11 protein-coding genes and 1 pseudogene are annotated in these 14,897 nt (G+C 49.9%); 2 read left to right on the forward strand and 10 right to left on the reverse strand.

Annotation, left to right across the window (positions count from 1 at the left end):
- Positions 1-139: 139 nt before the first annotated feature.
- The 3 genes from tynA to RSC70_RS12075 all read right to left on the reverse strand — a co-directional run bounded on the left by tynA (position 140) and on the right by RSC70_RS12075 (position 4,914).
- Positions 140-2,407, reverse strand: a complete 2,268-nt coding sequence (gene tynA, locus RSC70_RS12065; RefSeq protein WP_282807907.1) for a primary-amine oxidase — start codon at positions 2,405-2,407, stop codon at positions 140-142.
- A gap of 358 nt (positions 2,408-2,765) precedes the next feature.
- Complete coding sequence (gene feaR, locus RSC70_RS12070) at positions 2,766-3,677, reverse strand: transcriptional regulator FeaR (protein ID WP_130998900.1); 912 nt, start codon at positions 3,675-3,677, stop codon at positions 2,766-2,768.
- A gap of 136 nt (positions 3,678-3,813) precedes the next feature.
- Complete coding sequence (locus tag RSC70_RS12075) at positions 3,814-4,914, reverse strand: DUF1615 domain-containing protein (protein ID WP_282807795.1); 1,101 nt, start codon at positions 4,912-4,914, stop codon at positions 3,814-3,816.
- A gap of 137 nt (positions 4,915-5,051) precedes the next feature.
- Between RSC70_RS12075 and RSC70_RS12080 the strand changes: the two are divergent.
- Positions 5,052-5,147: pseudogene (locus tag RSC70_RS12080) on the forward strand (type II toxin-antitoxin system HigB family toxin); the annotation flags it as partial.
- Entirely contained in the window at positions 5,144-5,563 is a 420-nt protein-coding gene (locus RSC70_RS12085; protein WP_282807796.1) for a helix-turn-helix domain-containing protein, read from the forward strand. The pseudogene RSC70_RS12080 and the gene RSC70_RS12085, both read left to right, overlap by 4 nt.
- Positions 5,564-5,648: 85 nt before the next feature.
- On the opposite strand, the gene RSC70_RS12090 is transcribed toward RSC70_RS12085, so the two are convergent.
- The 7 genes from RSC70_RS12090 to caiT form a co-directional block, all read right to left on the reverse strand.
- Entirely contained in the window at positions 5,649-6,332 is a 684-nt protein-coding gene (locus RSC70_RS12090; RefSeq protein ID WP_332542532.1) for a hypothetical protein, read from the reverse strand.
- Complete coding sequence (gene parM / locus RSC70_RS12095; RefSeq protein ID WP_332542534.1) at positions 6,325-7,377, reverse strand: plasmid segregation protein ParM domain-containing protein; 1,053 nt, start codon at positions 7,375-7,377, stop codon at positions 6,325-6,327. Before parM ends, RSC70_RS12090 begins: the two co-directional genes overlap by 8 nt.
- Positions 7,378-8,044: 667 nt before the next feature.
- On the reverse strand, positions 8,045-8,827 hold the full coding sequence (gene caiD, locus RSC70_RS12100) for a crotonobetainyl-CoA hydratase (RefSeq protein WP_025798280.1): 783 nt from the start codon (positions 8,825-8,827) through the stop codon (positions 8,045-8,047).
- 14 nt (positions 8,828-8,841) lie between these two features.
- Entirely contained in the window at positions 8,842-10,413 is a 1,572-nt protein-coding gene (gene caiC, locus RSC70_RS12105; RefSeq protein ID WP_332542535.1) for a crotonobetaine/carnitine-CoA ligase, read from the reverse strand.
- Positions 10,414-10,440: 27 nt separating this feature from the next.
- Positions 10,441-11,646: an L-carnitine CoA-transferase gene (gene caiB, locus RSC70_RS12110; protein WP_279157441.1), complete on the reverse strand. Its 1,206-nt coding sequence runs from the start codon at positions 11,644-11,646 to the stop codon at positions 10,441-10,443.
- A gap of 158 nt (positions 11,647-11,804) precedes the next feature.
- Positions 11,805-12,947, reverse strand: a complete 1,143-nt coding sequence (gene caiA, locus RSC70_RS12115) for a crotonobetainyl-CoA dehydrogenase (RefSeq protein WP_040046094.1) — start codon at positions 12,945-12,947, stop codon at positions 11,805-11,807.
- A 53-nt stretch (positions 12,948-13,000) separates the two neighbouring features.
- Positions 13,001-14,524, reverse strand: a complete 1,524-nt coding sequence (gene caiT / locus RSC70_RS12120) for an L-carnitine/gamma-butyrobetaine antiporter (protein ID WP_040046095.1) — start codon at positions 14,522-14,524, stop codon at positions 13,001-13,003.
- Between the last annotated feature and the right edge of the window lie 373 nt (positions 14,525-14,897).

Consider the following 14,897-nt stretch of genomic DNA (forward strand, 5'->3'; position numbering starts at 1 on the left):
CTCCCCCTTCGCAGGGGGAGGAGCAGCTCGAGCGCTTAATCAACATCAAAGCTCATTCGACTCCCTCCCCAGCGAGGGGGAGGGTTGGGGTGGGGGCAAAAAAGGTGAGGGGGTCACAGCCGAAGAATTAATTACTCCCCTACTCCCCCTTCTTCCCATTCAAATCCAACGTTGGCGTTTCACTGAAGAAGTTCCACGGTTTCAGCAATGCATGCACCCACTCCGTTGGCATAATCGGCCACTCTTCCGCGCGCGCCACGTGCGTGGTGCCTGTGGTCAGCCACACCACGTTATCCGTATTCTCAATCGACTGGTTGTCTGACGAATACTGCCCCAGACCGGTATCGTGAATAGAACGGTTTGGATATTTCCCCTCAGGATAGCGTTCTTCTGGGCTATAGCGCGTCACCCACAGCTGTTTGTCCATAAAGCTCAGGCGGTGATAAATCCACTCGTCTTTACCAAAATTTGCCCCTTTGGCAATGGGGTGAGTTCCGCCCGCGTAAGGGATCAACTGATAAGAAACCGGATTGCCCATTTTGTTGGTAATGTTAGCGTTGCTCAGCAAGCGGATAGTGGAAGGATCAAACTTCTGTGCAGCCTCTTTTTCGGTTTTCACATCGACCTGATCCACCTGCATGGTGCTGGTGCGTGGACCGCTACGATCGTTTGGCTTCACATCAGGATTCAGCTCAACCAAGCTATTGTTCTCACCGTCGATGTCCATATCCAAACGGAAATTGTAGATATGCTGATGCGTGGTTCCGACGATGTTGTGATCGATAAGGGTGCCGTATTTGGTATCTTCTTTGGCGGTTGGATCTTGCATGGTGCGCGCTTTCACGCCTTTCACCGCTTCGATCCCCGTTGCGCCCGCGTCGATGCCAATCGTACCGTTTTGATGGAATACCCAGTCAAAAATATAGTCATAGTTGCCCACGGTGCTGATCCAGCGCACCACCAGCTCACGGCGCTCGGCGCTCACGTTGGGCTGTCCCATTTCCTGATGCTTATATTCTGGCCCTGCGTAGCGTTCGAAGATGGCTATCGCACGCAGAATAGTCATCGGCTGGCCGGTGTAATCCGCGATCGTTTGATCGATCAGCACCGCATTCGACGGCGCATCTTTGCCACGGGCAATCGGCGAAGTTAACGTGCCCATGCCGTAATCGCCTGAATCAAGATAGGCTTTGAAGTACCAGCCAATATCCGGATCGCCATAAGGCACGATCATGCCGCCTAACGATCCTTCATACATGATCTTGCGCTTTTTACCCTGATCGTTGTAAGTCACCGTCGAAATGATCGGGCCAACGCGGGAGTTCAACCCCACGTGGAAATCCCAGTTTTGCCAGTGGATCGTATTGCCTGTAATAGTGTAGTTTTTTCCTTCCGGCTCAACGATTTCCAGCGGTTTAATGTCTGGCGCTTTACGGTCGCGCCCATCATACGGGCGCAGAGCCATCGGCACGGGGATCACTGGCCCCTCTTCTATTTTGATGATTTTTTTCTGTTCAAGATCGACCACTGCCACAAGGTTTTCGATCGGATGCGCCCAATAGTTGCCGTCACCCACGTCCAGATAGCTGATCACTTTGAGCAAGCGCTGATCCTGCGTTAGCCCATCTTTACCATCAAAATAACCCACGGTCAGCGGCGTGGTGATCACCTTGCTTGGATCGGTGATTCCACGCTTTTTCAGTACGGCGGCAAAATCTGTGCTGGCGCTGATCACCGACTGAACGGTGGCAAAATCATCTAATAGCACCATGCCCTGCGCATCTTTGATTGGGGTCCACGACACCACTTTTTTATCGGTTAAATCCACCACGCTTTCCACAACGTGCTTGCCATCCAACACGGTGACATTAGCCTGACGCGGCTGCTCAACGGTTTTTCCGCTCAACACAAACTGCCAAACCTCATCTTTTGGCGGCTCACGCAGAGAGATTTCCGTAAAGCGGAAATTATCGTGATAGTTATCTGAAGCCTTAATCGCCTCTACCGCCGTTTTGATTTCATCTGCGCTCAGCGGATTAAGCGGATGCGCGCGTTTTTCAACGGCGAAAGTCTGATCTAAGCCAGATTGAAAAACTTCATTGATAAAGTCTTCCGACATATAGGCAACTTTGTCGCGAAACACCACCGGCACCGCCAGTTTCAACGGCTTGCCATTCACGATGGCTTCGTTGGTATCAGGTTTAACCTTGATATAAGCGCCGTCTTTAGCAATGGTGAACATGCGGGCATAATCATCCCACTGCACATCCGCCCCAAATTCAGCCAGCGTTTTCTCCATCGGCACCATATGCGCCGCCGCACCATGTGCCTGCGCGCTGTTTTGCCAACCCGCAGACGTCAACAGCCCGAGCGCCAGCGCAATCGCAACCGGCAGGCGTTTTTTCATCATTGTTTTGCGAGTCAGTTTTTTATAGGACTGGGTGTTATGAAATAGGGTGTTATGAAACATGGTGTTATGAAACATAGCTTTATTACCTCACCGCTAAAAGTTGGCATTCATGTCAGTGAATCAGTGCGCGGGATAATCTCGACCTGGTATACGAGCGTGCTGTTGAAATCGGTTCCTCAAGAGATCTTTTAGAGACTTTTTTGGTGTCTTATTGTTGGTCTGCCGCCACGCGCTGCTACGGTTATGCAGGGCCAGTGTCGACTGACCCAGCTCAAACATAGCAATTCGTCGGGGGGATTAATTTGTTGTGTATGCCATCAGCTTTGTCGCAGGTGACAAACTCACGAAGATGAGACTAACGATACTGTTTGCGGTATTCGCCCGGCGTAATGCCGAAACGCGTTTTGAACGCGGTAGAGAAATGGCTGTGGTCGGCAAAGCCCCACGAGTAGCCAATATCTGACAGTTTTTGCCGCACTGGCGCACTGCGCAAAGCGTTAGCGCAGAGATCAAGGCGGCGATTTTTGATGTATTGCGCTACCACCAACCCTTTGCGCGCAAACATGCGATACAGGCTACGCACCGAAACGCCCACTTCGCTGGCAATCCACTCTGGCCGCAGCGATTCCGACTGAATGTGTTTATCGATAAAAGTCAGCGTGCGGCTAAATACTTTATCCTGTGGCGCATCGTCATCACGCGCAATCAGCGCCGGACGCAGCAAGGTAACCACCGCATCTAAAACCGCTTCACTTTCCTGCTGATCTAACGCGCTATTACGCATACTCTCTTGCACCAGCTGTTGGCTAAGCCGCACCATCGGCGCGCCCGCGGCCAATCGTTGCGCACAGCGCAAATCGGCAAACTGCAAATTACGTTCAAGATAGCCGCGCGGCAGCAGCAATGAAATTTGTCTAGAGGTGTCGCTGAAGGTAAAAGTGCTCGGTTTGGCGGCATCAATCAGGGTGATATCCCCCGCCGAAAGCAACGCTCGCTGCCCCTCTTGCTCCATTTCAGAATGACCACTGAGCTGAAATACGGTGTAAAAGTAAGAACCGTCGCTCTGGGCAATTTCCTTTGGCGTTCGGTAAAGCTTGGTTTGCGCAATATCTACCATGCTCAAACGCAGAGCACCGGTGCGAAACTCCTGCACCGAACCACTAAATCCTTCCCCCAGCGTTTTGGCAGCAAAACGCCCACAGGCCTGATTAATGCTGGCCAGCCAGCCTTCAAAATCAGCGTCTTTCAGCGGGTTGGATGTCGTCATGCTCTACCTCACACAGATATCTTGTTGCAAATCGACGGTGGTAAAAGCGTCCAATAATAGACGCCTTTTGACGATAACAATTGATTAACAGGTGAGCAACAAAGATAAGTGTAAGATGCGAAGCACCGCGCAATTATTAACGCGCCTTGGCCATGCACTTCTGCCAGCGCCCATCGACACGTTTGGCAAACCATGCGGTGGTCAGTTGGCGGGTAATCTTAGGGCTTTCCAACGTGATCCCCGGCAGGATCTCACGCGGCAGCTTTTTACCGCTCGATTTATCGGCCAGCGCATATACCTGTTTATAGAGCGACGTTTTCTCGAAATCGATGCTATCCCCTTTCTCTAACGCTCGGCGGATAGTGGAATCACTCATATCTAAACGCTTACCCAGCGAACGCACGGCCAGCTCAGTTGAACCGGGTTTATCAGTGCCGTAGTTAATCAAATCGCCATCCAGCGCGAGTTTAATTCCGCTTACACGGCTGACTGCGCTTTGAAACGCCGCATTCCGGCTGGCATACCATCCGGCATTGAAATCAGCAAAACGATAGATAGGCTGTGGGTAATTTGCCGGATATCCAAGCAAATGCAGGGTGCCGAAATAAACACCGCCGCGTCGGCTGAAGACTTCACGACGAATCGTCCCGTCGATTTTATACGGATAGTCTTTGGCGTGCGCTTCGGCAAACGCAATGCTGACCTGCATCGGGCCGCCGGTACGTACCGGATTCAAGCTGCCAAACAGTTTTTGCCCCATGGGCACCATATCGATAAAGTCATCAAAAATCGCGCTGAGCTCTTTCTCGCTGCGCACCTTATCTAAGCGTTCGCTATAGCTTTTCCCGTTGGGGGATTTGATCAACAACGCGGTGTGCACCAAAAAATTGGGGATGTGCATCTGATCGGCACGGCGATCGATCTCTTTCCATGCAATTTTCCCTAGCCCCGGCACCTGTGGATCGGCTTGAAAGGTCGACTCCTGCTCGGTCACGGCTAGCACCGAACACAAATTTTCTGCGGTTGGTGCAATATCCTGTGCGGTAAATGCGGCAGCAATATCCGTCGCCCAGCCCTGACGATCGCGCACGTTACTCGGCATCAGCTTAACCAACTGTGACTTCACATCGGCCGGTCGCGGCGCAGGTGTTTGGCTGGTTTTGGTTGAGCAGCCAGCCAAGACCAATAGGGCTAATAAACCGATGGGACGTAACGCTACAGCGTGAAAATTTGGCATTTTTCTCGAATTATCATAGGGACGGGAGATAAGGAACGGTAACGCAGATAGCAAGACGGGTCTAGGGTTTGCAACGGTGCATGGGTCATATCGGTCATTTATTCGAGGTGGATTCCAATTTAGAATCAGGCAAAGATATAGACTTTGTAAACCAATGCTTTTACGCCAAGCATACCGTCACCCACGCAGAGTATGACAAGCTAACGAGGCAATACCGGGAGATAAAAGAATGATTTTAGAACCGACCAAAGCGCTAGAGGCCGCAAAAGTATTGGCCGATGCCGTGCCTTTTTTAGGAGGTAATACGTCTGAGGAGGCCTATCGCGATGCGCTAGCTATGGTTGATTATCTTATCGAGCACGATGACGAAAGCCCGCTAATAGATTTTCTCGCGTTAAAAATTGCTGAATATGAAAATAACAATGAGCGATTTAAAGCCTTCAATCAGGCCGTGACTGATATGCCCACTGGCGTGGCCGCACTACGGGTTCTTATCGAACAACATCAGCTTTCCTACACAGATTTAGCCTCGGAAATCGGTTCAAAAAGCCTCGTCAGCATGATTTTATCCGGCAAGCGCTCATTAACCATTGAGCATATCAAAGCACTCTCCAAGCGCTTTAACGTTAGGCCAGATCTGTTTTTCTAATGCGATTCGGTCGGTATCAATATGTGTAAAAAAAGCCACGTTAAACGTGGCTTTTTATTCATGAATATCGGGTCAAATCTCCAACCTAAAAAATCCCTTTCTGACGAATTTTTTTCATTTTTTCGGTCGGTGGTGCGATGTCAGCCAGATCGACTTCTTCCGCGTTGCCGTTACGGATTGGCTCTACGGCAGCAGGGGCTCGCTGGCTAAGACGCAGCTGCTGGAGCTGTAAATTTTGCTGCTCGAGCAGTTTGCTCATCCTCGCAAGCTCGCTGCGCAGATGCGTAAACTCAGCCTGTTGCTCAGCGCTAATCCCTTCGGTTTGTAACGTTTCACTCACCGCGGAAGGCGCTGGCTCAGCGGTTTTGACTTCAGGGATCGACTGTTCAAACACCTGACGCAGTTGCTCTAGCTGCTGTGCCGAGAAATCATTATTTTGCGCTGAAGGCGCCGCCGGAATCTCTACCGGTAAAAGCTCGCAGCGCACCAGTTCTTCAGCCAGCTCGGGCAGCGTTAGGTGTTCACGGCCAATCGATTCTGCCACATGATGACAGAGCTGTGGGTTGAGCTGATGCAGCTGTAAACCCGCCAGATACACATTACGATGAAAAGTACGGGTTTCCATATTCACATCGTTGCGATCGCTACCGCTCTGTTTTAGCTGACGGTGCAGCTGTTGCAACACCGTCATGGTACGTAAATCGGCCTGAGACTGAGCGGGGCTGAGATAAAGCGAGAAGTTAACTCGGCTCGTCTGCCCTTTACTCATTTTCCTCTACCTCAAGCATCAAAGGCTCTGCCAGCGCATCGGCCCCAGACTCTGAATGATACAGGCAAATTTCACGCGACAGCGCGCTCTGCGGGTTATCAATAGTGATAATTCGATCGCCCAGCGTGGAATAGGCTTCACGGATCGCGTCTTCCACCAGCGTGGCGCCGCCGCCCACCAGATAAACGCGGTTCGGGTTTTTAGCAAACTTCTTCGCTTCATAAGCCACCTGATCGCCTAGCTCGCGAATCTTGGTTTCAATGCGCTGCAAGATGTCTGGAATACGTGTTTCGTCATTCACCACGCTACGCACGAAAGCCATATCGTGACGGCGTTTAATCAGCTCATTCGCCACTAAATAGCTTGAATCGCTGTCGGCAGAAGCCAGCGCTTTACGAATGGCATCCGTCACCATCGCCACACCGATTTCGTTATTGCCGTAAATCGCAGACACGTCGTCAAATTCACCGACGATGACGCCCATATCCAACGTTGTACCGCCGCAGTCGACGACTAAAGAACGGGTGAATTCGCTGGTTTCAGAATTCAATAAATGCGAAAGCACCGCTGGCAAACTTTCAGGCATCACCTCAACGCCAACGATTTTGAACAGCTCGCCTTTGTTCAGCGAGATTTCACGCATCAGGTTGCGGCGCTTGGCTTCAATTTTATCTTCGTTGCGCTGACAGTCATCTGGGTTATAGAACTGGGTAATTGGCAGCGTCACCACTACGTCAACTTCACACGGCTCAAGACCGCTTTGCAGCAGGGCATGGTGCACCGCCAGCAGGTTTAAATCGTCATACTGATATTCAATATGCGTGGTCGATAATGCTTTATCGGAGGTCGCATCGTAGGTGTATTTGGTGGTGCCAATGGTGTAGTTGAATACCTTTTGCCCGCGCAGCAGTGCCGCACTTTTCCAGTCTTTACGGAATGAGTTAGGGGAAACAACGGTTTTTAGCGTGCCGTTCTCAATCCAACTGATTTTGACGTTGGTAGAGCCATCATCGATGGCAAATTTCATGCGGGCTTGGGTGGTCATAGCGTTTGTCTCAATAGCATATTGTATGGGCAAAGCCAGCCATAGCAGAGCGCTTCGATGGGGCTTTGTCTAAAATTTTTAAAACCAATAAACAGGATATTGGGAGAGGGGATATCGACAGCGATATCTAAGCGAATACATCAATGCGAATGAATCAATGTGAATAAATCAATTGCAGAATATTGCTTCATCTCCCCGCCATCAGCAGAGATATCCTTAGAAGGTTAAGCGAATTGTATCTTATGCCAGCGACGTATTGAGGAAATGATAACCGCATTATGATGCATGTCAGAAAGGTGAGATCTTTAAAAAATAATATTTAAGTTCTGTATTTAGTGTGTCGCTATCGATCTTCTATTGCTTCAGCGGCATGTTTTATATAGCGTTCAAAATTAAAGCAGCGGCCATATTTCTGACCGCTTTGACAATCCTATCGCGCTGTTATCCCACGCATGAAGAGACATTTTTCTTGCACCTTGGGCACCACGTTTGGCACTGATTCAGCATGCTGTAAAGCTGGCCTCTAATTCGCTGTTGGCAGACCGGACACGTCACGTAGCGTGACCCCAGCAAACTTTGCATACCCGCATTGTTTGCTAAGTTGCTTGCTGAGTTGTTTGCTGTACCGGCACTCTGCTGCTGTCTCTCCGGCTTACACGCCATGAAACTAGCGCCCTTTCCAGACCGGTTCACGTTTTTCCGCAAAGGCGGTTGGCCCTTCCAGCGCATCTTCAGAATGCAATACCGATGGATAGTGTTTTAGCTTGCCGCTGCGTGCATGACGATAGCCTTCCTCAACCGCCAGCTCGCTGGTTTCACGATAAATTTCTTTAATCGCTGCAACGGCAAGCGGTGCATTAGCCGCAATTTGCGCCGCCAGTTCACGGGCATGTGGCATAAGCTGTTCGCTCTCCACCACCGCATTCACCACGCCCCAGCGCAGCGCTTCCTCCGCGTCCATGCTGCGACCCGTCATCATCATTTCCATCGCAATCGCTGGCGGCAGAATCTTCGGCAAACGCAGCATTCCACCGCTGTCTGGCACAATTCCTAACTTCGCTTCTGGCACCGAGAAGCTGGCATTGCGCGAGCAGATAATCATATCGGCAGCCAGCGCCAACTCGAACCCACCACCAAAGGCATAGCCATTGACCGCCGCGATCACCGGCTTATCCAAATTAAACAGCTCGGTGAGGCCAGCAAAACCGCCGGGGCCGAAATCAGCATCGGGCGCTTCACCCTCGGCGGCGGCTTTTAAATCCCAACCCGCAGAGAAGAAGCGCTCGCCCGCGCCGGTGATAATAGCGACACGTAGCTCAGGATCGTCACGAAAAGCGATAAAAGCTTCGCCCATCGCAAAACTTGTTTTGGCATCAATCGCATTGGCTTTCGGTCTGTCTAACGTAATTTCTAGAATGTAGCCATTACGCTTAATATGTAATTCACTCATGCTAAGACCTCATCTTAATAAGAAACTTCAACCAGGCTTTTTTTAATCACTTTTCCCGAGCAGCTTCTAGGTAGACTCGTTCTTATTTCAAAGAAAGAGGGAACCTTGAATTTTGCCATGTTATTTTCACAGAATTTGAAGAACTCTTTTTCCGTCATAAACTCACCGTCATTTAAAACGACAACGGCTTTTATCGCTTCATCTCGGATCGAGTCTTTTAAACCAATCACTGCCACGTCCATAATTTTTGGATGCGTAGAGATAATATTTTCTATTTCAACGCAGGAGATATTTTCCCCGCTGCGCTTAATCATGTTGCAGCTGCGCTCAACAAAATAGAAATACCCGTCATCATCCATATAGCCGTAATCACCGGTGCGCAGCCATCCGTCGGTGTTCAGGGTTCGCGCACTTTCCTGAGGCAGTTTGTAATACTCTTTGAACAGCGTTTTTCCCGGAATGCCTTTTATCCAAATTTCACCCGTTTGGCCCACCGGCATTTCATTGCCTTGTGCATCGCTGATTTGAGCTTCATAGCCCATACCAACCCGCCCAATCGACGGCCAGCGACGTTTATCTCCGGGTCTGTCGCCAATGGCGCCCACGATGGTTTCGGTCATGCCATACGATGTGAGTAACCGCACGCCAAAGCGCTGAATAAATTCGTCTTTTTCTTGCTCAGACAAATTAAGATAAAACAGCACCTCGCGCAGGTTATGCTGCTTTTCCCACGGCATAGGCGGCTGCATCATCAGCGTTTTTATCATCAGAGGAATACATTCCGTCACGGTGGCGCGGTATTGGCATACCTGCCCCCAAAAGGCTCGCGCGCTGTATTTTTCTAGCAGAATAAAGGTGGCTCCCGCCGTAAATGTCGGCATCGCGGCGGTACACTGACAGTCAATATGGAAGGCTGGCATCGGCGTTAAATAAACGTCATCTGCCCGCAATGCGCATTGCCAAGCCGTGTAGTAGCCCGCAAATAACAAATTGTGGTGGGTGATCACCACGCCTTTCGGGCTAGAGGTGGTTCCTGAGGTAAAAAGAATTTCAGCGACATCATCGCTATCAAGCTCAACCGAATAAATAAGCGTATCAGGTTGGGACTTTTGCAATGGGTGAAAATAAATAACGTCGCGGGAATTATGAGGCTCTACGTCACCATCAATTAATATAATGGGATACAAAGAAGACGAATTCTGTGACGTGAGGTCGGCGTAAATAGAATAAAATTCCGTGGAGGTCACCACCATTTTGGCCTCACACTGATGAATAATATACGCGCTTTCCTCACGTAATAGATTGGCATTGATAGGCACAACGATTGCACCGATTTTCGCTAAGCCGAACCAGCAAAATATAAATTCAGCACAGTTATTTAGATGCAGAGCAACTTTATCACCCTTACTCACACCCAATGAATGAAATAGATTAGCCGTACGATTAATTTCTTTATTTAACTCAATATAACTATATTGAGAAACCTGCCTTGCCTGATCTTCGAAGACAAGCGCCGTTTTATCGCCATGCATATCCGCTAAATCATCCCAAGCCTGACGCAAGCTTCGTTTGCCTATCATATCCATATCTATCTACCCAAATAATTACAGTGCCTAATCAGCCTTGGCTAAACCTTTAGCCACCAGCGTTTCAATGTCGGCATCAGAATAACCAATGCTGGCAAGAATGGCCGCGGTATCCATGCCATGCGTTGGCATTCCACGCCAAATTTGGCCTGGGTTATTCTTAAACTTCGGCATGACATTTGGCCCTTTGTAGGTGCGGCCATCGATGGTGTTCCACGTAGTGAGAGATTCGCGGGCGATATACTGTGGATTGCTTTCTAACTCAGGAATAGTCAGCACTTTTGCCGAGGCAATATTGAGTTCAGCAAAGCGCGCCAGTGCCTGTTCATACGGCTTCGTCGCCAAATATTCATCCAGCTTGGCTTCAACCAGTTCGCCAAACGGACATTCAACGCGATGGATTAACTGTGTGCCGACAGGGATTTCTGGCGTGCCCAGCAGGTGCGCAATGCCCATATCCTCAAACATTCCCTGCATTTGGTTAACGCCAACCAGTTCCATCACAATGTAACCATCTTGGCATTTGTACAGACCACAGCCCGCGTAGTACGGATCTTTGCCTTTGGTCATACGTGGGCACACTTCGCCACCGTTAAAGTAGTCCATCATGAAGTACTGCCCCATGCGCAGCATCACTTCATACATCGCCACATCAATACTTTCGCCCACGCCCGTTTGCTGCATTTTATACAATGCAGCCAGCGCCGAAGTGGTCGCCGTCAGGCCGGAGAAATAATCCGCGGTATATGGGAATGCAGGCATCGGCTGATCTTTATCACCGTTTTGGATGAGGTATCCGCTGAACGCCTGAGCAATAGTGTTGTAAGCCGCCAGATTGGTGTATTCCGGCGTGCCGTACTGACCAAAACCTGAAAGATGCACAATGATCAGCTTGGGATTTATTTCCCAAAGCACTTCATCGCTAATACCACGGCGCGCAAAGGCAGGGCCTTTACTGGCTTCAATAAATATATCGGTGGTTTCCATCAGCTTTAAGAAAGCTTCACGCCCTTCGTCTTTAAAGATATTCAGCGACAGCGCGTGTAAATTGCGGCGTGAAAGCTGAGGATAGTTTGGCTGAATGCGGATCGTATCGCCGTAGGCGACATTTTCGATCCAGATAACTTCAGCGCCCCACTCGGCAAACATTTGCCCTGCAAAAGGGCCTGCGATTTCAATTCCTGAAAAGACCACGCGTAAACCCGCCAGCGGGCCAAATGTTGGCATAGACATAAAATATTCCTTCACAATGAGAGATGGTGTAGTCACGACAACACCGCCTTTTAACCCGAGATACCCGGGCATAGCGCACCGCGGGGCGCTCCGGCGGGCAAGCCCGCTACGACCCCATCGGTACGCTCTCCCTAATATCTGACTTACTCTGTTGTCTATTACCGATACTGTTTCAGCACCGCACGACCCAGCGTTAGGATCTGCATTTCATCCGAACCACCGGAAACGCGATCCACGCGCAGATCGCGCCAGAAACGGGTGATGCGATGATCGCCTGCGATCCCCACTCCGCCGAGCACCTGCATCGCCGAGTCCACCACTTCAAAAGCGGCGTTAGCGCAGAAGTATTTGCACATCGCGGCATCGCCGGAGGTCATCAAACCGTTATCGCTTTTCCATGCTGCTTCAAACAGCATGTTTTTCATTGAATTCAGTTTGATAGCCATATGTGCAAACTTTTCTTGGATCAGTTGGAAACGCCCAATGGCCTCGCCAAACTGAACGCGCTGGTTGGCATAACGCGCGGCATCTTCAAAAGCACAGAATGCGGTGCCGTAGTTGGTCAGTGCGACGATGAAACGTTCATGATCGAACTCTTCTTTCACGCGATTGAAGCCGTTGCCTTCACGCCCGAACATGTCTTTTTCTTCGAGCTCAACGTTATCGAACAGGATCTCGCAGCAGCTATCCATGCGCAGGCCCAGTTTTTCCAGCTTGTTGACCTTCACGCCCGGTTTGCTCATATCGACAAACCATTCAGAGAAAATCGCTTTATCCGGTGACGCCGCATCACGCGCCATCACCACGATGTAAGGCGTATGCGCGCTGCTGGTGATGAAGCATTTGCTGCCGTTGAGGTAAACTTTACCGTTTTTACGGGTATACGACGTTTGCATGCTGCCCACGTCAGAACCCGCGCCAGGTTCAGTAATTGCTGAGTTCCACATCTGTTTGCCGGTGCCGCGGAAAGCCATAATCTTATCGATTTGCTCCGCCGTTCCTTCACGCAGCACCGTGTTAAATCCGCCCGGCAGCTGATACAGCACATAGGTTGGCGCACCAAGGCGTCCAAGCTCGGCCCACACGGCGGCTAAGGTGACAAAACCCGCATCCAGACCGCCGTGCTCTTCCGGCAACAGCAGGCTATCGATCCCCATGTCGGCCAGTTCTTTGACGAACCGCTCTGGATATTCGCTATTACGGTCACATTCCGCGAAGTACGCTTCCCAGTTTTCTTGCGCCATCAGGTCGCGGATACCGGAAACAAATAACTCTTGTTCGTCAGACAGTGCAAAATTCATAAATCAGGCCTCTTGGTGGTTAATATCGTTCGAATTCAAACAGGGTAAAACGCTTAGTATTTCCAGTGCGTAGCCTTGGCATCTTTTAAGAAAGATATGGTTATCAGTATGTTGACGAAGAAAAGTGGACATCCTCCGGCAATGATCGCGGTTTGAATCGGTTTCAGCCCACCGAGCGCCAGCAGAATGATGCCGATAACGCCCACCAGCACAGACCAGCCAACGCGAACCCAAATCGGCGGTTCGTCATAGCCGTTTGCGCCTTTACAGGTCGACATGGCCAGCGTGTAGGAACAGGCGTTAATGAGCGTTACAGTGGCGAGGAAACATAGAATAAAGAACGCCCACATCGTGATGGTGCTGAGCGGCAATGTGGCCCAGGTTTCAATGATGGCGCGCGCCACCCCATGTTGTTCGATGATCTGCGGGATGTTGATTTTGCCGTTGTTGATCAGCGAGAGCGTATTGCTGCCCAAGATGGTCCATAGCAACCACGTTGAAGCCGTTAACCCACCGACCATCCCCAAGCAGAGCTGACGAACGGTACGGCCTTTAGAAATACGTGCTAAGAAGATGCACATCTGGATGCCGTAAACGATCCACCATGCCCAATAGAACACCGTCCACGCCTGCGGGAATCCACTCTTGCCGACGGCGTCGGTGTAGAACAGCATACGGGTGAAGTTAGAGAGCAGAATGCCGACAGAATCAGTGAAATAGTTGATGGTGAAGCTGCTCGCGCCGATGATGAATACCCACGCCAGCAGGATCAGGCTGAGATAGTTTCGAACGTCGCTGGCAACCTTAACCCCGCGCTGCAAGCCAAAGGCAACGCACACGGCGTTAAACACCACCCAACAAGAGATAATCAGCGCATCCAGCTCTAACGTGTGCGGCACCCCGAACAGATACTGAATACATTCGGTCACCAGCGGCGTTGCTAGCCCAAGGCTGGTTCCCATCGCCAAAATCAGCGCCACCAAATACAGATTGTCGATGATGGTGCCAATAATTCCGTTGCAGCGCTTTTCACCAAAAAGCGGCACCAGCGTTCCGCTTGGACGCACCACGTCGATTTTCTTCACATACAGGAAGTAGCCGAACGCCACGGCGAGGAAGCTGTAGGTTGCCCACGGTAAAGGTCCCCAGTGAAACAGGCTATAAGCTAAGCCAAGATCTTTAGCTGGGTTTGAAAATGGCGTTAAGCCAAACGGCGGTGAGGAAACGTAGTAGTAGATCTCAATCGATCCCCAAAACAGCACAGCGGCTGAGGTACAGGAGGCGAACATCATGAAGATCCAGCTTACGGTACTGAATTCAGGGGCTTCTTCACCGAGACGTCGCTGGGCAAAAGGGCCAAAGATCAGCCAGAACCAACCCGCAAACATCACGACCATATACCACTCAAACGCCCATCCCCACTGCGTTGTGATGTAGTTGAATACCGAATTAATCACGATATTAGAGGCGTTCAGATCACGGATAGTTAAATAACAAAGTAGTGCGACAATTATCAATGACGGGAAAAAAACCTTCGGTTCTATCCCTATTTTCCGTTTGCTCGTTTCTGTCTTCATTTACACATTTCCCTCATGGAAAGGAGTTCCTTGCCATAACAACTTGAGATGCAATATTCAGAATAAACGTCAGAATTTCTGCTATGAAAAAGCAGAACACCAACACTAATTTTGCAGGTAAATTTTCAATTAATGGTAGATCTAGTTATTACGAGTTATTTAGCTTGCCAAAAACATCTGTTAAAAAGTCTGTTAAAAATAGTTAAAGGTATTTGATTGAATGTGTGTCGCCTTTACCGCTTAATGCCGAGATATAATGAGTTTTGACTGTTCAATAATCCGTGATCTTAATCAAACTATTTTCTGACACCCCATGCACGCCTTAGAGCCACGATCTTGAGAACGAAATTAAACCCTTTAAAATCATCAAAAT

This window comes from Hafnia sp., from assembly GCF_036648275.1.
In the GTDB taxonomy this organism is placed as follows: Bacteria; Pseudomonadota; Gammaproteobacteria; order Enterobacterales; family Enterobacteriaceae; genus Hafnia; species Hafnia alvei.